Annotated in this window: 16 protein-coding genes and 1 riboswitch; of the genes, 6 read left to right on the forward strand and 10 right to left on the reverse strand. The window is 59.3% G+C overall.

Annotated elements, in window-relative coordinates; all coding sequences use genetic code 11:
• Positions 1 to 138 precede the first annotated feature (138 nt).
• The 7 genes from ACXPUX_RS06155 to ACXPUX_RS06185 form a co-directional block, all read right to left on the reverse strand.
• A complete protein-coding gene (locus tag ACXPUX_RS06155) occupies positions 139 to 1,524 on the reverse strand; it encodes an alanine/glycine:cation symporter family protein (protein ID WP_458830805.1) in 1,386 nt (461 codons plus the stop codon).
• 282 nt (positions 1,525 to 1,806) lie between these two features.
• Positions 1,807 to 3,117 carry a phosphomethylpyrimidine synthase ThiC gene (gene thiC / locus ACXPUX_RS06160; protein WP_458830806.1) on the reverse strand — a complete coding sequence of 437 codons (1,311 nt, stop codon included), beginning with the start codon at positions 3,115 to 3,117 and terminating at the stop codon, positions 1,807 to 1,809.
• 332 nt (positions 3,118 to 3,449) lie between these two features.
• A complete protein-coding gene (gene thiE / locus ACXPUX_RS06165; RefSeq protein WP_097778854.1) occupies positions 3,450 to 4,088 on the reverse strand; it encodes a thiamine phosphate synthase in 639 nt (212 codons plus the stop codon).
• Positions 4,075 to 4,896, reverse strand: coding sequence for a hydroxyethylthiazole kinase (gene thiM / locus ACXPUX_RS06170; protein ID WP_458830809.1), 822 nt, complete (start codon positions 4,894 to 4,896; stop codon positions 4,075 to 4,077). The genes thiE and thiM overlap by 14 nt, the downstream gene beginning before the upstream one ends.
• A 15-nt stretch (positions 4,897 to 4,911) precedes the next feature.
• Complete coding sequence (gene thiW / locus ACXPUX_RS06175) at positions 4,912 to 5,427, reverse strand: energy coupling factor transporter S component ThiW (RefSeq protein WP_015536868.1); 516 nt, start codon at positions 5,425 to 5,427, stop codon at positions 4,912 to 4,914.
• A 262-nt stretch (positions 5,428 to 5,689) separates the two neighbouring features.
• Positions 5,690 to 5,798, reverse strand: a riboswitch (TPP riboswitch).
• Between the two features lie 121 nt (positions 5,799 to 5,919).
• Entirely contained in the window at positions 5,920 to 6,150 is a 231-nt protein-coding gene (locus tag ACXPUX_RS06180) for a hypothetical protein (RefSeq protein WP_458830811.1), read from the reverse strand.
• A gap of 99 nt (positions 6,151 to 6,249) precedes the next feature.
• Complete coding sequence (locus ACXPUX_RS06185; RefSeq protein WP_458830813.1) at positions 6,250 to 8,685, reverse strand: GH36-type glycosyl hydrolase domain-containing protein; 2,436 nt, start codon at positions 8,683 to 8,685, stop codon at positions 6,250 to 6,252.
• Between the two features lie 529 nt (positions 8,686 to 9,214).
• Here ACXPUX_RS06185 and ACXPUX_RS06190 point away from each other — a divergent pair.
• From ACXPUX_RS06190 to ACXPUX_RS06205, 4 genes are all read left to right on the forward strand, one after another.
• Positions 9,215 to 10,222, forward strand: a complete 1,008-nt coding sequence (locus ACXPUX_RS06190; protein ID WP_458830815.1) for a LacI family DNA-binding transcriptional regulator — start codon at positions 9,215 to 9,217, stop codon at positions 10,220 to 10,222.
• Positions 10,223 to 10,300: 78 nt separating this feature from the next.
• Positions 10,301 to 11,746 carry a carbohydrate ABC transporter substrate-binding protein gene (locus tag ACXPUX_RS06195; protein ID WP_458830817.1) on the forward strand — a complete coding sequence of 482 codons (1,446 nt, stop codon included), beginning with the start codon at positions 10,301 to 10,303 and terminating at the stop codon, positions 11,744 to 11,746.
• 97 nt (positions 11,747 to 11,843) lie between these two features.
• Complete coding sequence (locus ACXPUX_RS06200) at positions 11,844 to 12,821, forward strand: carbohydrate ABC transporter permease (RefSeq protein WP_458830819.1); 978 nt, start codon at positions 11,844 to 11,846, stop codon at positions 12,819 to 12,821.
• Between the two features lie 2 nt (positions 12,822 to 12,823).
• Entirely contained in the window at positions 12,824 to 13,690 is an 867-nt protein-coding gene (locus ACXPUX_RS06205; RefSeq protein WP_005920400.1) for a carbohydrate ABC transporter permease, read from the forward strand.
• 76 nt (positions 13,691 to 13,766) lie between these two features.
• Here ACXPUX_RS06205 and ACXPUX_RS06210 read toward each other — a convergent pair whose 3' ends face one another.
• Together ACXPUX_RS06210 and brnQ are read right to left on the reverse strand one after the other, a co-directional pair.
• The gene (locus ACXPUX_RS06210; RefSeq protein WP_458830821.1) at positions 13,767 to 14,177 is read right to left on the reverse strand and encodes a peptide deformylase; all 411 of its coding nucleotides are present in this window, start codon (positions 14,175 to 14,177) and stop codon (positions 13,767 to 13,769) included.
• A 13-nt stretch (positions 14,178 to 14,190) separates the two neighbouring features.
• A complete protein-coding gene (gene brnQ / locus ACXPUX_RS06215; protein WP_458830822.1) occupies positions 14,191 to 15,471 on the reverse strand; it encodes a branched-chain amino acid transport system II carrier protein in 1,281 nt (426 codons plus the stop codon).
• Between the two features lie 210 nt (positions 15,472 to 15,681).
• Between brnQ and ACXPUX_RS06220 the strand changes: the two genes are divergently transcribed.
• Positions 15,682 to 16,452: an ABC transporter permease gene (locus tag ACXPUX_RS06220; RefSeq protein ID WP_458830823.1), complete on the forward strand. Its 771-nt coding sequence runs from the start codon at positions 15,682 to 15,684 to the stop codon at positions 16,450 to 16,452.
• On the forward strand, positions 16,446 to 17,027 hold the full coding sequence (locus ACXPUX_RS06225; RefSeq protein WP_458830825.1) for an ABC transporter ATP-binding protein: 582 nt from the start codon (positions 16,446 to 16,448) through the stop codon (positions 17,025 to 17,027). The genes ACXPUX_RS06220 and ACXPUX_RS06225 overlap by 7 nt, the downstream gene beginning before the upstream one ends.
• A 55-nt stretch (positions 17,028 to 17,082) precedes the next feature.
• Here ACXPUX_RS06225 and ACXPUX_RS06230 read toward each other — a convergent pair whose 3' ends face one another.
• The gene (locus ACXPUX_RS06230) at positions 17,083 to 18,300 is read right to left on the reverse strand and encodes an FtsW/RodA/SpoVE family cell cycle protein (RefSeq protein WP_458830826.1); all 1,218 of its coding nucleotides are present in this window, start codon (positions 18,298 to 18,300) and stop codon (positions 17,083 to 17,085) included.
• Positions 18,301 to 18,456: the final 156 nt, after the last annotated feature.

Genomic DNA, 18,456 nt, shown 5'->3' on the forward strand with positions numbered 1-18,456 from the left:
TCCGCAGACTTTCCGGGCTTGTTCTAATTTAAAATGGTTTTTCCGCTGATTTTGCCCAGAGCAAGCGCGGCGGGCATTTTAAATCGTTTTATCGGAGAAGAATCTGCCGTACAAAATACGCTGTGCGGTGGATTCTTATCAATGTAGCTTTTTGCGCTTTTCGTAGTTGTTGAGGGCGGTCAGCGCCTCGCCGGAAAGGGGAACGAGCGCCAGCATATTGAAGAGGGTCATCAGTCCGATGCCCACATCGCCCAGATCCCACACCACGGTGTAGGCCTGTGTGCCGCCGATCAGCAGCATGGCCAGCGCCAGCAGCTTGTAGGCGGTCTGGCTCCACCAGTTGTCGCCGCACAGATAGGCCACGTTGCCCCGGGCGTAGTACAGCACCCCCAGAAAGGTGGAGAAGCTGAACAGTGCTAAGATCACCGCAATGAACACGATGCCAAAGCTGCCTAAATGGTACTGCATGGCAGTCTGTAAAAGGTCCATGCCGGTCAGCCCGGCGGTGATGTCCTGCGGCACCAGCAGCATCAGAAAGGCGGTGCAGCTGCAGATGACCACCGTGTCGATCAATACGCCCAGCGCCTGCACAAGCCCCATCTTTACCGGGTCGTCGCACTCGGCGGCGGCAGCGGCGCAGGGGGCAGAGCCGCTGCCTGCCTCGTTGGAAAACAACCCGCGCTTGACGCCGTTCATCAGCACCGCACCAAAGCCGCCGGCAGCCACCTGACGCAGGCCGAAGGCCTCGGCAAAGATGCGTGCCAGCACGGCGGGCAGCTGCCGGATATTCAGCACCACGATGCCCACCGTGATGACAAAGTAGCACACAGCCATGACCGGTACGATGAAGTCAAGGCTTTTTACGGTGGCGTTTTTGCGCAGCACGATCAGTGCTGCCAGCAGGGTAAGCACCACGGTGGTGGCCAGCGGCGGGACGTGAAAGGCGTTTTCAAAGGCAGAACTGACCGAGTTGGAGATGACTTGGCTGATGCCACACCAGCAGATCAGACCGGACACCGCAAACAGCGCTGCACACACCGAGCGTTTGAGCTTTTTGCCCCGCTTGCGCTCGGCCAGCACATGGAGGTAGTAGGCCGGGCCGCCTCGCCAGCCGCCGTACAGCGGATCCGGCACGCGGTACTTCTGCGCCAGAGTGGACTCCACAAAGGAGGTGGAGGCACCCAGCAGCGCAGTGACCCACATCCAGAACACCGCGCCCGCGCCGCCCGCCGAAACAGCGGCCACCACGCCCACAAGGTTGCCCATGCCCACCCGGGTGGCGGTGGAGATGACCAGCGTCTGGAAGGAGGAAAGCCCGCCCGCAGCCTGCTTTTTTTCGCACACCGCGCCGATCATATCCCGGAACAGCCGCACCGGCAGCAGCCGGGTGCGCAGGGTAAAGCCGATACCGGCTGCAAACAGCAGCACCACCATAAAGGAGATGCCAATGCCGCCCGCCACCGGCAGGGTGAATAAATCGCCCCACAGCAGGCGGTAAAGCGCTTCGATCAGATCAACTATCAAGAAAACAGCCTCCTGTACTTTTGAGAAATAAAGTTGCTACTTCATTATAGTACAGCACAGAAGAATTGTAAAATCTAAAATATTGATAGTATGGATTTGCCAAACTGAACGCAGTGCGGCAAATGCAGCTTACCTCTGCGACCCCACTTGTGAAAATGCGTTTGGAGCGCTCCGCAACCCGTAAGAAGCGGAGGGCATTTAAATCGTCCCACAAAAAAGGGACTGCCGCACGGTTTGTGCAGCAGTCCCGGAGGAAGAAGCGCCTTTCAGCGCGGGAATAGCTTACAGGATATCGATGTATTCACCGGCCAGCGCCTTGTTCATGCTGCGCACGGCGCAGAACTTGCCGCACATGCTGCAGGTGTCGCTGTGGTCGTCCTCGGGCAGGCGGGCATCCCGGATGGCCTTGGCGGTCTCGGGGTCCAGCGCACAGGCGAACTGTGCATCCCAGTCCAGTGCGCGGCGGGCATCGCCCATCTTGTCGTCAATGTCCCGGGCATGGGGGATGCCCTTGGCAATGTCGGCGGCATGGGCGGCGATCTTGGATGCTACGATGCCCTGCTTTACATCGTCCACGTTAGGCAGTGCCAGATGCTCGGCGGGGGTCACATAGCACAGGAAGGCAGCGCCGCTGGCGGCTGCCACTGCGCCGCCGATGGCAGCGGTGATGTGGTCGTAGCCGGGGGCGATATCGGTGACCAGAGGTCCCAGCACATAGAAGGGTGCGCCCATGCAGATGCTTTTCTGCACCTCCATGTTGGCAGCCACCTGATTCAGGGGCACATGGCCGGGGCCTTCCACCATCACCTGCACGTTGTGCGCCCATGCGCGCTTGGTCAGCTCGCCCAGACGCACCAGCTCCTCGATCTGGCACACATCGGTGGCGTCAGCCAGACAGCCGGGACGGCAGGCGTCGCCCAGAGAGATGGTCACATCATGCTCGGCGCAGATCTCGCAGATCTCGTCAAAGTGCTCGTAGAAGGGGTTCTCGTTGCCGGTCATGCTCATCCACGCAAACACCAGAGAGCCGCCACGGCTCACGATGTTCATCTTGCGCTTGTGCTTGCGGATCTGCTCGATGGTCTTGCGGGTAATGCCGCAGTGCAGGGTGACAAAGTCCACGCCGTCCTCTGCGTGCAGGCGCACCACATCGATAAAGTCCTGTGCGGTCAGCTCTGCCAGATCCCGCTGGTAGTGAATGACCGAATCATACACCGGCACAGTGCCGATCATCACCGGGCACTCGTGGGTCAGCTTCTGGCGGAAGGGCTGGGTGTTGCCATGGCTGGACAGATCCATAATGGCTTCTGCGCCCATGTTCACGGCGCTCATCACCTTCTGCATCTCAATGTTGTAGTCCTTGCAATCGCGGGAGACGCCAAGGTTCACGTTGATCTTGGTGCGCAGCATGGAGCCCACACCCTCGGGGTTCAGGCACTTGTGGTGCTTGTTGGCGGGAATGGCTACCTTGCCCTCGGCGACCCACTGGCGGATCTCCTCGGTGGTGCGGTATTCCTTTTTGGCTACGATCTCCATCTCCGGGGTAACGATGCCCTTGCGGGCGGCATCCATCTGGGTGGTATAAGTCTGCATACGCTGTGTTCCTCCAAATGACAGTTTATCTCTGAACAGCAGGGTGCTGGTCATGCATTGCAGCAGGGGCGAACCGCTGGTTGGGAGTTTCTCCGAGGACCGTCCGCTGGGGTGGGACCCTGCTGCCGCAGGCAGTAGGGCGGGCGATGGAATGGCCCGATTCGTGTCCGAGGAGAAAGCTCCCGGCCAGCAGGCAGGTAGCCGTCATTCAGAAAAAACAGTACGCTCTGGATGCCGGCACCTGCGCAAAATACGCTTTTCATGTTAGTTTTCTCCATGAATTTTGTAACGCGACCCAAGGTGGTGCCCCCGGTTTGCCGCGGGATGATAGCTTACTTTATGATCTGCTCCGAAAGGGCGCGCAGCTCCCGACACTCGGCCTCGATGTCCTTTGCGGCAAAGATGGCGCTTACCAGCGCCACACCGTCCACGCCGGTGCCCTTGAGCTGCAGGATGTTCTCCTTGTGGATGCCGCCAATGGCTACCACCGGCACATCCACGGCGTTGCAGATGTCCAGCAGGGTCTGCCGGGGCATCTCGCTTACGTCCGTCTTGGTGTGGGTGGCGAACACCGCGCCCACGCCAAGATAATCCGCGCCGTGCGCCACAGCGTCCAGCGCTTCCTGTACCGTGTGGGCGGAAACGCCGATCATCACGCCCTCGCCCACGCGCTGGCGTACCTGTGCGGCAGCCATATCGTCCTGTCCCACATGGATGCCCTCGGCGTGGCACTGCAAGGCCACCTCCACGTTATCGTTGATGAACAGCGGCACACCGTACTGCTGGCACAGGGCGTGGATCTGGATGGCTTCCTGCAAAAAATCTGCATCGCCCAGCTGCTTTTCCCGTAGCTGCACACAGGTGGCACCGCCCTTCAGGGCACTTTCCACCTGCTGATACAAGGTCTGCTCGCCCACCCATGCGCGGTCGGTCACTGCGTACAGGAGCATGGTGTGTTTATCGCACTTCATAGTTTGCGCCTTTCTCCAGCTGTTCGGGGGTCATGTTGTAAATGGCATCAATGATGTAATTGCGGTAGGTGGCGTTGCCATCCTGCGGGGTGAGCCGCCGGTGGGCGATCTCACCCGCCAGACCCATGGCGCACACCGCTGCAGCGGCAGCCTCCAGCGGATGGCCGGGATTGGCGGTGACAAAGGCTGCCGTCAGGGCAGAAAGCTGGCAGCCCGTGCCGGTGATGCTGCTCATCATGGCGTTGCCGTTGCGGATGCAGTAGGCCTTTTGTGCATCGGCCACGATGTCAATGGCGCCGGTAATGGCCACCACCGCGCCGGTGCGGGCGGCAAAGGCTTTGGCAAAGGCCACGGCGCTGTCCAGATTTTCCTCGGTCACCTTGTCGGCTACGTCTGCATCCACGCCCTTGGTGGTGCCTGCACCGGAGGCAAGGGTCTTGATCTCCGAGATGTTGCCACGGATCACCGTGAACTGTACCTCCCGCAGCAGACGGAAGGCGGTGTCGGTGCGCAGACGGGAAGCACCGGCACCCACCGGATCCAGTACCACAGGGTGTCCCAGCTGGTTAGCTTTTTTGCCCGCCAGCAGCATACTGGTGACGGTGCGGCTGTTCAGCGTGCCGATGTTGATATTCAGCCCGCCGCAGATGGCGGTGATCTCCTCCACCTCGGCGGCATCATCGGCCATGATGGGGGAAGCACCGCAGGCCAGCACCATGTTGGCGCAGTCGTTCACGGTGACGTAGTTGGTAATGTTGTGGATCAGCGGGCAGCGGCTGCGCAGGTTTTCAAAGGCGGTCTTGAGCATTCTGGCCACCTCTGCTCAGGAAAGGCTGTTCTGCATGGAGCGCAGAGCACCGGAGCGCTGCAGGCTGAACACCACAGCACCGGCGATCACCGCACCCACGGCGGTGGAGATGAGGAAGGGCACGATGTAGGCGTAGAAAGCGATATCCGCAGCGCTCTTGCCCATCAGGAAGATGGCCACGGGCCATGCGCACAGGCCGCCCAGAATGCTGGTGCCGAACACCTCACCTACCACGGTGGCGATCAGGTTTTTGGTCTTGTGGTATGCAAGGCCGCACAGCAGCGCACCGAACATACTGCCGGGGAAGGCCATCAGACTGCCCAGACCCAGCAGGTTGCGCAGCAGGGAAGCCACAAAGGCTACGCCCACGCCCCACCAGGGCCCCAGCAGAACAGCGCACAGCACGTTGACCATGTGCTGCACCGGGGCGCACTTGCTGCCGAACATGGGAAAGCTGAATACGCTGCCCACCACGCACAGGGCACAGAACATACCGGCGAGGGCAAGCTTTTTGACAGAGAGATTCTTCATGATAAATTGGCTCCTTTTCAACCATCTGCGGCAGCGCAGGACGAACACCGGCGCTCCCGCAACAAAACAGCCCGTGCCCGCGAAAGGCGGGAGCAGGTACGGAAGGTGCGGTCGAAGCTTACTGGCTTCCTCTCACGCCGGAACACGGCTTCCCATCGCTGCATTCATCCAAGGCTCAGGGCGCTCCCCCTCAGTCGGCTGCGGAACCTCCGCAGAGGGACAAAAAAACAGGAGGAGCCTGGCGCGGCTCCTCCTGCAAAAAATCATAAAGGGTATGACTTCCTACGGCGGCATTATCCGCATCAGGTAAAAGGGTCGAAGCTTGCTATACTTCCTCTCAGCCCGCTGCACGAGCTCCCCTGTGTTTGATTGTGACTGTATTCTACACCTCTTTCCCCAAAAATGCAAGAGGGAAGGGGACGATTTGGAATGCGCGGGCAGGTGAAATGATTTTGAATGCGCTCCGCGTTGCTCTGCGCATAGATAGCGGAATTATGATTTTAATTTGCATTTCAGCCAAGCCTGCGGGCTTGGCTGAAATGCTTTTTTCACAGGAGGGGGCGTAGCGGTCAACTGCATTTGCAATTCAGACCGCCCTTTAACTATTGCAGCCCCTCTCGTGAAAATGGCGTTGTCGCACTCCGCAGAGTGCGACAAACGCGAAATAAAAATAATCTTTCCTCTGAAGATGCGCAGAGCAACGCGGAGCGCATTTTCAATCATTAAACTGTTTCATTATAAACCAAAGCCGCCGTGCAGGGGTCTGCGCGGCGGCTTTGGTCACAGAAAGGAGAATAATATGAAAAAGCAGAAAAAGTCGGGTTAACCCATGGTCACCTGCACTGTTACCTCAGTACCGGCGGCAGCCAGCGGCAGAACATTGCCGGAGATGGCCTTGCCGTCCACGGTAACGGCCTTGATGCCGTGCTGCACCCCGGCGGCGTTATCCACCGTAATGTGGTACACCGCACCGCGGAAGCGGCGGGTCACGGCGAAACCGGACAGGGTGTGGGGGATGCAGGGGTCTACCTTCAGGCCGTCCAAAGTGGGCTGGATGCCCAGAATGTACTGGCTGATGTTGAAGAAGGTCCATGCCGCCGTGCCGGTCAGCCAGCTGTTTTTGGCTTCACCAAAGGTGGGGGCATCCTTACCGGCTACCATCTGGCTGTAAACGTAGGGCTCGGTGCGGTGGATCTCGGAGATGTCCTCGATATAGGCGGGGCAGGTCTTGCGGTACACTGCAAAGGCGCGGTCGCCGTGGCCAAGCGTTGCTTCGGCGCAGCTGATCCACGGGTTGTTGTGGCAGAAGATACCGGCGTTCTCCTTGTATCCCGGAGGATAGCTGGAGATCTCACCCAGATTCAGCTGGTAGCTGGTGTAAGCAGGCTGCAGCAGCACCACGCCGTATTTGGTGTCCAGCCGCTCCTCCACGCTGGCAAGCGCCTGCGCGGCCTGTCCGCTCTCCTTGCCGATACCGGCCATGACGCACATACCCTGCGGCTCAATGAAGATCTGACCCTCGGTGCACTCCTTGCTGCCGATAGGCTTGCCGAAAGCATCGTAGGCACGGCGGAACCATGCGCCGTCCCAACCGGCGGTCAGGGTGGCCTGCTCTACGGCATCAATGCTCTTGCGGGCGGCAGCGGCTTCCTCGGTCAGGTTCAAATGGTCGCACAGCTGGGCGTATTCGTGGCCGTACTTGACGAACATACCGGCAATGAAAACGCTTTCGGCCACGGGGCGCTCGCTGGGGCCGGTGATCTGGAAGCTCTCGCCCGGGTGCTCGGAGAAGCAGTTCAGGTTCAGGCAGTCGTTCCAGTCGGCGCGGCCGATCAGCGGCAGGCCGTGGGGGCCCAGATGGGTGCAGGTAAAGTTGAAGCTGCGGCGCAGGTGCTCCATCAGGGGCTGCGCCTTGGTGGCGTCGTTATCAAAGGGTACCTGCTCTTCCAGAATGGACCAGTCGCCGGTCTCCCGCAGGTAGGCGGCGGTACCGGCAATGAGCCACAGCGGGTCATCGTTGAAGCCGGTGCCGATATCCCGGTTGCCCTTTTTGGTCAGGGGCTGGTACTGGTGGTAGGCGCTGCCGTCCTCAAACTGGGTGGCGGCGATATCCAGAATGCGCTCCCGGGCGCGGGAGGGGATGATATGCACAAAGCCCAGCAGGTCCTGACAGCTGTCCCGGAAGCCCATGCCGCGTCCGGTGCCGCTTTCGTAGTAGCTGGCAGAGCGGCTCATGTTAAAGGTGACCATGCACTGGTACTGGTGCCAGATATTGACCATGCGGTTCAGCTTTTCCTCGCCGGATTCCAGATGGTAGGTGGACAGTAGCTCTTCCCAGTAGGTGCGCAGGGCGACGCGGGCGGCATCGACCTGTGCATCCGTAGCGTAGCGCTCCATCATGGCGTGGGCGCGGGTCTTGTTGATGACACCCGGCGCAATGAACTTTTCCTGCTGAGGGTTCTCGATGTAGCCCAGACCGAACAGGATACTGCGGCTCTCGCCGGGGGCGAGGGTCAGGCGGATGTGCAGGGCACCCACCGGTGCCCAGCCGTGGGCAATGCTGCCGGAGCAGTGTCCGGCGCGGACGGCCTGCGGGTCTGCCGGGCCGCCGTATACGCCGCAGAAAGCATCCCGGGTGGTGTCAAAGCTATCCACCGGGCAGTTTGCCCAGAACACGGCGTAGTGGTTGCGGCGCTCGCGGTACTCGGTCTTGTGGTAGATGACGCTGCCCTCTACCTCCACCTCACCGGTGGAGTAGTTGCGTTGGAAGTTGGAGCTGTCATCCACAGCGTCCCACAGGCAGAACTCCACATAGCTGAACAGATCCAGCTCCTTGACTGCGGTGCTGCTGTTGCACACCGTCACCCGGTCCAGCTCACAGGCATCGCCCTTGGGGACGAACAGCTCCTGCCGGGCGGTCACGCCGTCCTTTTTGCCCTCCAGAATGGTGTAGCCCAGACCGTGGCGGCAGCTGTAACTGTCCAGCGGGGTCTTGGTGGGCTGCCAGCCCGGGTTCCATACGGTGTCACCGTCCTTGATGTAGATCCGGTGGCCGTCCATGTCCAGCGGGGAGTTGTTGTAGCGGTAGCGGGTCAGGCGGCGCATCCGGGCGTCCCGGTAAAAGCTGTAACCGCCCGCCGTGTTGGAGACCAGACTGAAGAAGTCCTCGCTGCCAAGGTAGTTGATCCACGGCAGGGGCGTCTGCGGGGTGGTGATGACGTATTCTTTATTCTGGTCATCAAAATATCCGAACTTCATAATGCTTCCTCCTTAAAACTGCGCCTTGTCAGGTGGGCAGTACATCGATAAGCGAAAACGATTAAGGCACTGCGAAAGAAGCAATCTCATCACGCTAAGCATACCGTATCCCACCCAAAAATGCAAGAGCTTTTTGCAAAAATCTCAGCGGAAATTTTAAAATAATCTGCGCAGCCCCGGCGGTTTTCGGGGACTTTCGGCACGGCGTACACCGGCGAAAGGGCGAACGAAAGACCCGAAAACCCCATTTTAAAAGTAATATATACATACGGCCTCCGGCACCGAAAACCATAACGAAACTGCAACGAAAATTTTTTCGTTTTAATCGAAATGTAACGAAAGTGAATCGAGATGCACAATTCTTACAGGTCATATTGAAACAAAATGCCAAAAGTGATGCAGATGAGCTAAAACTTTTACGTTTCCGCTTGATTTTTAGTATAGAATGCGATATATTGAGATTGCGAAAACGATTAAGGAACTTGCGAGAAACATCCCGCAGCTCCTTTCCTCGGAAGGAGGCTACAAGATGCCGTCCCTGAAGGATCTGGCGAAAGAATGCGGCGTATCCGTTGCAACTGTCAGTAAGGCGCTGAACGACCAGCCGGACATCGCACCGGCCACGCGGGAGCGCATCCGTGCAGCGGCCCGCCGCATGGGGTACCTGCCCAACGCAGCGGCCCGGGCGCTGAAAACCAACCGTACTTACAACCTTGGCGTTCTGTTCGTAGATGAAAAACAGAGCGGCCTGACCCACGAGTACTTCTCCGCAGTGCTGGACAGCTTCAAGGTAGAAGCGGAAAAGCGCGGCTATGATATCACCTTCATCAACCACAACATCAGCGGCAAGTCCATGAGCTATCTGGAACATTGCCACTACCGGGGTGTGGACGGCGTGGTGATCGCCTGTGTGAACTTTTACGATCCGCAGGTGGTGGAGCTGGTCAACGGCGATGTGCCGGTGGTGACCATCGACCATGTGTTCAACAACCGGATGGCGATCCTTTCAGACAACGTGGTGGGCACAAAGGCTCTGGTAAAGCAGGCATGGGCCTGCGGGCACCGGCGCATCGCCTTTATCCACGGCGAAAAGACCGCTGTTACCGAGAACCGCTTGGCAGGCTTCTATCAGGCCTGCGAGGAGCTGGGGCTGAAGGTGCCGGAGGAGTACGTCCGCTGCGGTGTGTACCACGATGTAGATCGCTGCGCAGAGGAGACCCGGGCGCTGCTGGCACTGCCGCAGCGGCCGACCTGCATCATCTTCCCGGATGACTTTTCCGCACTGGGCGGCTACAACGCCCTGACCGAAGCGGGCTTGAGCATCCCGGAGGATATCTCAGTGATGGGATACGATGGCATCTATCTCTCCCGGGTGATCAAACCCCCGCTGGTGACCTACCAGCAGAACACAAAATCCCTTGGCAGGCTGGCGGCGGATAAGCTGATCGAGCTGATCGAGCATCCGCGTGTGACCCTGCCGGAGCAGATCCGGGTGTCCGGCAAACTGCTGGACGGCGGCTCCGTCCGCATCCTTTAACAAAGGCCCACAACTCCCAGCGCGGAGTTTTTGAGAATGAATTTTTTAATTGGAAAACCATGAAGGAGGTTTACCCTTATGAAAAAGATCTCTCGTCGTAATTTCCTGCTTGCTTCCGGTGTCGTGACGATTGGTGCTGCTCTGGCAGCCTGCGGCGGCAGCTCCTCCAGCAGCACTGCTGCTTCCTCTGCTGCTCCTGCATCCTCTGCAGCCGCTTCTGCTCCCGCTTCCGCCGAGGGCAAGGTGCTGAACATCTGGTGCTGGAATGATGAGTTCCAGAGCCGCTTCAACGACTACTATCCCGAGGTCAAGGAGATCGCAGCCGACAAGTCCACCACCACCCTGAAGGACGGCACCACCGTGAAGTGGACCATCAACGCCAACGAGAACAATAACTACCAGAACAAGCTGGACGAGGCTCTGCTGAATCAGGACTCCGCTGCCGATGACGACAAGATCGATATCTTCCTGATCGAGGCTGACTACGCTCTGAAGTATGTGGATTCCGACTATGTTCTGGATGTCAAGAAGGATATCGGCCTGACCGATTCCGATCTGGCCGGCCAGTACCAGTACACCAAGGACATCGTTTCTGTGGACGGCAGCCAGCGCGGCACCACCTGGCAGGCTACCCCGGGCCTGTTCGCATACCGCCGCAGCATTGCCAAGGATGTGCTGGGCACCGATGACCCCGCCGAGGTACAGACCTACCTGTCCGACTGGGATAAGTTCAACGATGTAGCTGCCAAGGCTGCTGCCAAGGGCTACAAGATGCTGTCCGGCTTCGATGATGCTTACCGCACCTTCTCCAACAACGTCTCCGCACCTTGGGTCACCGGCACCACCGTTACCGTGGACGAGAACCTGATGAAGTGGGTGGATCAGACCAAGGAGTACACCGACAAGGGCTACAACAACAAGTCCAGCCTGTGGGACAGCCAGTGGGCTTCCGATCAGGGCCCCACCGGTAAGGTATTCGGCTTCTTCTACTCCACTTGGGGCATCAACTTCACCCTGCTGGGCAACTCTCTGGAAACTCCTACCGCTGAGGGCGGCAAGGAAGAGGTTGGCAACGGCATCTACGGCGACTACGCTGTGTGCGAAGGCCCTCAGCCCTACTACTGGGGCGGCACCTGGATCTGCGGCGCAGCCGGCAGCGACAACCTTGAGACCATCAAGGACGTTATGCTGAAGCTGACCTGCGATGAAGCCATCATGAAGCAGATCACCATGGATACGCAGGATTACACCAATAACGAGAAGGCCATGAACGAGATCGCCAGCAGCGATTACAAGTCCGACTTCCTCGGCGGCCAGAACCACATCGCTCTGTTTGCAGAGGCTGCAACCAAGATCGATATGTCCAACGCCGGCCCGTACGATCAGGGCCTGAACGAGAGCTTCCAGAACGCTTTCAAGGATTACTTCACCGGCAACGTGGAGGAGGATGCCGCCAAGGCAAACTTCGAGACCGCCATCAAGGAGAAGTACCCCGAGCTGACCGACGTGGTATGGCCCGCATAAGCGGCTTTACTCCGAACTGAAAATTGAAGCAAAGGGGCGGGCGGCGTATCTCGCCCGCCCCTTTGGTTTTGCTGTGACCCGGCAGGAGGGAGATCTCATGGGAGAAAAAACAAAGAAGAAAGGGTCGATCAGCTACGCGAAATGGGGCTATATCTTCATTGCACCGTTCTTTATCATCTTCGCGGTATTCCAGCTGATCCCTCTGACATCTACCATCTATTACAGCTTTTTTGAGTATTACCGCAGCGGTCTGAAGATCATCGGACCCAGCTTTGTGGGCCTGAAGAACTACATCACCCTGTTCGCGACCGATCTGCCCAAGTATTTTGGCAACACGCTGATTTTGTGGATCATCGGCTTTATCCCGCAGATCGTCGTCTCGCTGCTGCTGGCGGCATGGTTCACCGACCTGCGGCTGAAGCTGAAGGGGCAGACTTTCTTCAAGACGGTCATCTATATGCCCAACCTGATCATGGCCTCGGCCTTCGCAATGCTGTTCTTCGCCCTGTTCTCGGATAACGGCCCGGTGAACGCAGTGCTGCTGAGCATGGGCTGGATCAAGACCCCCATCAGCTTTTTGAATACCGTGTGGGGCAACCGTGGCCTTGTGGGCCTGATGAACTTCCTGATGTGGTTCGGCAACACCACCATCATGCTGATGGCAGCCATTATGGGCGTGGATCCCACCCTGTACGAGGCTGCGGAGCTGGACGGCTGCACGCCGAACCAGATGTTCTGGAAGATCACCCTGCCCCTGATCCGTCCCATTCTGGTCTATGTGATGATCACCTCCATGATCGGCGGCCTGCAGATGTTCGATGTGCCGCAAATTTTGACCAACGGCAAGGGCGGCCCCGACCGTACCTCCACCACTATGATCATGTACCTGAACAACCATCTGTTCAGCAAGAACTACGGCATGGCCGGTGCAGTATCTGTGGTGCTGTTCCTTGTGTGTGCAGTGCTGTGCGTCGTCGTGTACTTCTCGCTGACCAAGGAAGATGACGGCCTGACCAAGGTCCAGCGCAAGGAACTGAAAGCAGCCAAAAAGGCTGCTGCCAAAGGAGGGAAATAAGTATGGCACATACGCCTAAAAACCAGTCCGAAAAGGCGATTTTGACCGCCCGCCGTGCGTGGTGCTATCTGGTGCTGGTGCTGATCAGCTTTCTGTGCCTGTTCTTCTTCTATGTGCTGATCATCAACTCCACCCGCACCCACTTCGAAATTCAAAAGGGCTTCTCGCTGATGCCGGGCAAGTCCATCATCACAAACTTCCGCAACGTGCTTACGGACGCCAACATCCCTGTGGTAAGCGGCATCCGCAACAGCCTGCTGGTGTCTGCCTGCTCGGCAGCGCTCAGCGTCTACTTCTCGGCGCTGACGGCCTACGGCATCTACGCCTATAACTTCAAGTTCAAAAAAGCCGCCTTTGCCCTGATCCTGCTCATCATGACCATGCCCACACAGGTGTCCGCACTGGGCTTTCTGCAGTTGATCTCCAAGATGGGCCTGAAAAACAGCTTCATCCCCCTGATCGTCCCCAGCATTGCAGCACCTACGGTGTTCTTCTTCATGAAGCAGTATCTGGACGCCTCCCTTCCCATGGAGATCGTGGAGGCCGCCCGCATTGACGGTGCAGGCGAGTTCTATACCTTTAATAAGATCGTGCTGCCTATCATGAAGCCGGCTCTGGCTGTGCAGGCCATCTTCTCCTTCGTGGCCAGCTGGAACAACTACTTCATCCCGGCTCTGGTGCTGGACACCGCCGACAAAAAGACCCTGCCCATCCTGATCGCCCAGCTGCGCAGCGCGGACTTCCTGAAGTTCGATATGGGCAAGGTGTACATGATGGTGGCCATCGCTATTCTGCCGGTCATCATCGTCTACCTGCTGCTGTCCAAGTTCATCGTCCGCGGCGTTGCGCTTGGTGGCGTCAAGGGCTAAAATTCCGAAATCTCTGTTACAGCATAGCAAAGCCCCCGGGGGTCACACCCTCGGGGGCTTTGTGCGTGATAAAAGCTTAAACCAATATTCCGTCGCAATGGTCGATCTCGTGCTGGATGATCTGCGCCGTCCAGCCGGTAAAGGTCTTGATACGCGGCTTGCCGTCCATGGTCTGGTACTGCACCTTGATGCTCTGCCAGCGCTTTGTTTTCCGCACGCCTTCCAGCGAAAGACAGCCCTCCTCGGCTTCGTACAGGCCGGACTTTTTCAGGATGACCGGGTTGAACAGCACCAGATACCCGTCCTCGGCCTCCACCGCGATGATGCGCTTGAGCACGCCGATCATGTTGGCGGCCATGCCCACACAGCCGTCGGCGTGGGCGGTCAGGGTGTCCAGTAAGTCCCGCGCAAGGGGGGCATCCTCCGGGGTGGCAGGGGCAGACTTCTGCGCCAGAAACAGCGGGTCGTGCATGATGGGCTGGATCATAGTAAAATCTCCTTTATTCTTCAGTTCTGCTTAAAAGGATGCCTGCCAGCAGCCCGGCAGCAGCCGGAAGCACCCAGCCAAAGCCCAGTGCCGCCAGCGGCAGGGCGTTGGCAAGGGCAGAAAGCGGGCCAAGCGGCAGCGCGGCAACAATGCTTTGCACGGCGGTGCAGCCGATGCACAGCGGATAGACCCGGCGGCGCTGCTCCAGCCCGGGCACAAAGGAAAGTGCGATCAGCACAATGGCCACCGGGTACAGCGCGTTGAGCACCGGGACGGACAAGCGCAGGATCTCTGCCAGCCCCAGATTGGCGATCAGCATACTGGCAGCGGCAAAAAAGGCGGCAAGGGCAGGGTAGGGGATGCGGGGCAGCAGGGTGTGGAAATACTCTCCCACACAGGCGATCAGCCCTACACAGGTGTTGAAGCAGGCCAGCATAAAGATGGCCGCAAGGAGCACCAACCCTGCTTTGCCGAACAGCTGCTCGGCAAGCACGGTCAGCACCTCGGCACCGGTGGCAAGGCCGGGTACGGCGGCACCGGTCAGTGCTCCGGCGTGCCCCAGCATGGCGTAGACCGCCAGCAGCAGCCCGCCCGCCACAAGCCCGGCGCGGATGGCACTGCGCTGCACGTCCTGCTCCCGGGCGACGCCCTGCGCCCGGATGTTCATGGCGATGACCGCGCCAAAGTTCAGCGCTGCAAGGGCGTCCATGGTCTGGTAGCCGTACAATACGCCCTGCAATACAACAGCGGAACGATACGCCTCGGTGGGCGTACCGTATTGCGCCGCCAGCGGGTGCAGCAGACAACCGCCGAACAGGATCAGGATCAGAACCAGCAGGCAGGGGCAGAGCAGCCTGCCCAGCCAGCGGGTGAGCCTGTCCGGGTGCAGCGCCACCAGAAAGGCCGCGCTAAAGAACAGCGCGGAATACCCCAGCTGCAGCCCGGCGCTGCTGCCCAGCAGCGGGGTGAGCATGGCAAACGAGGTGCTTGCGGTGCGCGGAATGGCCAGACACGGCCCGATGGACAGGTAGATCAAAATCATGAACACCTGCGCAAACACCGGGTGCACCCGCCCGGCCAACTTGTCCAGACCATCGGCGCGTGCCACCGCGATGACCCCCGCAACCGGCAGCCCCACGGCGCTGATAGCAAGCCCCAGAAAGGCGGGCCAGAAGTTTACCCCGGCCTTTGCACCCAGATCGGGCGGGAAGATCAGGTTGCCCGCCCCGAAAAACATGGAAAATAACGTAAAACCGACAAGCAACAGCTTGCGGCCCTTGAGCGCTTGTGTCAATGCCGTCCCCTCTTTCCTGCGCCGGTGCAAAGTTGCACCGCATACTGTATCCAGTTTACACTGGATGCAAATTCATGTCAAGCATACGACAGTTGAATAAAAGTATATATGGTCTGAGCCGACCCGCCGCAGGTGGTGCACAGGTCATTCCCCTTTGCGGGACGGTATGGTATACTATACCTTATAATAGGCAGGGGAAGAGGGCAGTTTATGAAGCAAAACAAGCAGTTTTTTCGCCGTTTGCTGGCGGTGGCGTTCTGGCTGGCGGTCTGGCAGGCCGCAGCTATGGCCATCGGACAGGAGGTGTTTTTGGTATCGCCGGTGCAGGCGCTGCGCACGTTGGTGCAGCTGCTGCCAAGGGCGGATTTCTGGCAGCGGGTGGGCTTCAGCTCCGGGCGCATTTTACTGGGCTTTGTGCTGGGCGCAGTGGTCAGCGTGGTGCTGGCGGTGTTCTCCGCCCGGTGGAGCGCCGCCGATGCGCTGCTGGCTCCGGTGATGCAGCTGGTCAAGGCCACGCCGGTGGCAAGCTTTATCATTCTGGCGCTGGTCTGGGTGCGGGGCAGTGCGCTTTCGGTGCTCATCAGCTTTTTAATGGTGCTGCCGGTGCTGTACGGCGCGGTGCGCACCGGTATTGCCGGGGCAGACGTGCAGCTGCTGGAGATGGCGGCGGTGTTCCGTCTGCCGCCGACGCGCCGTCTGCGGGCGATCTGGCTGCCTGCGGTGCTTCCGGCCTTCCGGCAGGGGTGCAGCGTGGCGCTGGGCATCTGCTGGAAAAGCGGCGTGGCGGCCGAGGTCATCGGTCTGCCCAACGGCAGCATTGGCGATGCGCTCTATCGTGCCAAGATCACCCTTTCCACCGGAGAACTGTTTGCGTGGACCTTTGTCATCATCCTGCTGAGCGCAGGCTTTGAAAAGCTGTTCCTGTTTGCATTGGATAAAGCCGTAGGTGCAGTGCTGGGAGAGGAGGGGGCAAAATGCTGAAGCTTCAACACCTGACAAAGCGGTTCGGCACAGCGCCGCTCTTCACCGACCTGTGCATGGAGGTGGACGCCCCCGTGGTGCTATGGGCGCCCAGCGGCTGGGGCAAGACCACCCTGCTGCGCATCCTGATGGGGCTGGAGCGCCCCACCACCGGCAGCGTGGAGGGCGTGGGCCGGGTGGCGGCGATCTTTCAGGAGGACCGCCTTTGCCTCCAGCTGAACGCAGTGCAGAACGTCACTTTGGTGCTGCCGGGGACGGAAGACCAGTACAAAGAGCAAATTATAAGCGATTTTCAACAGCTTGGAATGGAACTTGCCGCCTTGCAGCTGCCCGCCCGCAGACTTTCCGGCGGGCAAAAGCGGCGGGTGGCGCTGCTGCGGGCGCTATGGGCCCCCAGCGACACCCTGCTGTTGGACGAGCCCTTTACCGGCATGGACCCGGACACCCTGCAGCGGGCGGCGGCGTTGCTGCGGCAGCGCTGCGCGGGCAAGCCGGTGCTGCTGGCCACCCACGATGAAAGCGCCATCCGCGCCCTTGGCTGGCCGGTGGTGGAACTGGAAAAGCTGGAAAGATAAAAAAGCGAGGACGAGCAGCCTGCGGGCTGCACGTCCTTGTCTTATAGAATATTCTTTACCCGAACAGGCTTTTGGTGTTGTGAGAGTATACAGAAAGGACTAAACCGACACAGATATACAGCATAAGCACCGAGCTGCCGCCGGCAGAGTAGAAGGGCAGCGTGACACCGATGACCGGCAGCACCCGCAGGTTCATGCCCACGTTCACCGCGATCTGCGCCGTCAGGGCACCGCCGATACCGGCGCAGATGTAGCTGCCCAGCAGATCCTCGCTGCGGGCACCGGTGGCAAAGGTCTTGATCACCAGCGCCAGAAGAACGCCAAGCACCACGCAGCAGCCCGCAAAGCCCGCCGCGTTGCCGATCCAGCTGAGGATAAAGTCGTTGTGGGCGTTGGGCACGCTGTAATACCGGCCGGTGAATAGGCCGTTGCCAAAGATGCCGCCGGAGCCCAGCGCGATCTCACCGCGCTGCTGCTGGTAGATGATGTTCTTCCATACCGTCTCGCTGGGGGCCCAGCCGGTGGTGTTTTCCGGGTCCAGCACCGCCAGAATGCGGTACCACTGGTATCCCTTGCCGATCTTATCGCTGAAAAAGGCAAAGGCCACCGCCACGGCAGCGCCCGCCGCCGCAAAGGCTGCAAAGATATACTTCCAGCTCAGCCCCGCCGCAAACATCATGCAGCAGCCGATGATGCCGTAGATGATGGCCGTGCCGTCATCGCCCTGCACATGGATGATGGCAATGGGCACCAGCAGGTGCAGCAGCAGCTTTGCCAGCTCCTTTGGCTCGTTGATGCGGCTGCGCACGTTGTTCAGGTGCATGGCAAAGGTCAGGATAAAGCTGATCTTTGCCAGCTCTGTGGGCTGAAAGGTAAAGCCGCCCAGCTTGTACCACGAGTAGTTGTCGGTATCACCGGCGTTGTAGCCGATGGTCAGTGGGCCGATGGATACGTTGCGGATGACCAGCGTGGGCAGCACCAGACCCCACGTCAGGGCAACATGCACCGGCCACACCTTTACAAGGCTGCGGTAGTCCACGCAGGAGAGCAGCAGCGCGATCACGATGCCAATGACGGCAGCGCCCGCCTGCACCAGTGCGCGGCGGTAGTCGCCAATGCCGATGATGGCACCGGTCACCTCGTCGGTGGCAAAGCCATTGCCCTGCTTGGCTGCCCAGGAGGACAGCGCCAGCACCGCCATAACGCTGCTGAAAATGCACAGCAGCAGATAGATCTTATCGGTGCGCTTAAAATATTGTCGAATGCTATCCAAGGAAAGCACCGCCTTTCGTCAGAACAGTCTGCCGGGGTGCGCCTGCGTACAGGCGATAAAAACCCAGCATATCGCTATTATACACAAATCCCCGTGCCAATGCAATGCGCCGTGTGTGACGGAATGGTAAAACATTGCCGGGAAGCTTGACAAAGC

It is taken from the genome of Faecalibacterium sp. PGM34 (assembly GCF_054456555.1).

Excerpts from the sequence above, each read along its gene's own strand:
- thiC (WP_458830806.1), bottom strand. The coding sequence starts at position 3,117 with ATGCAGACTTATACCACCCAGATGGATGCCGCCCGCAAGGGCATCGTT.
- thiE (WP_097778854.1), bottom strand. The coding sequence starts at position 4,088 with ATGAAGTGCGATAAACACACCATGCTCCTGTACGCAGTGACCGACCGC.
- thiM (WP_458830809.1), bottom strand. The coding sequence starts at position 4,896 with ATGCTCAAGACCGCCTTTGAAAACCTGCGCAGCCGCTGCCCGCTGATC.
- thiW (WP_015536868.1), bottom strand. The coding sequence starts at position 5,427 with ATGAAGAATCTCTCTGTCAAAAAGCTTGCCCTCGCCGGTATGTTCTGT.
- ACXPUX_RS06180 (WP_458830811.1), bottom strand. The coding sequence starts at position 6,150 with ATGATTGAAAATGCGCTCCGCGTTGCTCTGCGCATCTTCAGAGGAAAG.
- ACXPUX_RS06185 (WP_458830813.1), bottom strand. The coding sequence starts at position 8,685 with ATGAAGTTCGGATATTTTGATGACCAGAATAAAGAATACGTCATCACC.
- ACXPUX_RS06190 (WP_458830815.1), top strand. The coding sequence starts at position 9,215 with ATGCCGTCCCTGAAGGATCTGGCGAAAGAATGCGGCGTATCCGTTGCA.
- ACXPUX_RS06195 (WP_458830817.1), top strand. The coding sequence starts at position 10,301 with ATGAAAAAGATCTCTCGTCGTAATTTCCTGCTTGCTTCCGGTGTCGTG.
- ACXPUX_RS06200 (WP_458830819.1), top strand. The coding sequence starts at position 11,844 with ATGGGAGAAAAAACAAAGAAGAAAGGGTCGATCAGCTACGCGAAATGG.
- ACXPUX_RS06205 (WP_005920400.1), top strand. The coding sequence starts at position 12,824 with ATGGCACATACGCCTAAAAACCAGTCCGAAAAGGCGATTTTGACCGCC.
- ACXPUX_RS06210 (WP_458830821.1), bottom strand. The coding sequence starts at position 14,177 with ATGATCCAGCCCATCATGCACGACCCGCTGTTTCTGGCGCAGAAGTCT.
- ACXPUX_RS06220 (WP_458830823.1), top strand. The coding sequence starts at position 15,682 with ATGAAGCAAAACAAGCAGTTTTTTCGCCGTTTGCTGGCGGTGGCGTTC.
- ACXPUX_RS06225 (WP_458830825.1), top strand. The coding sequence starts at position 16,446 with ATGCTGAAGCTTCAACACCTGACAAAGCGGTTCGGCACAGCGCCGCTC.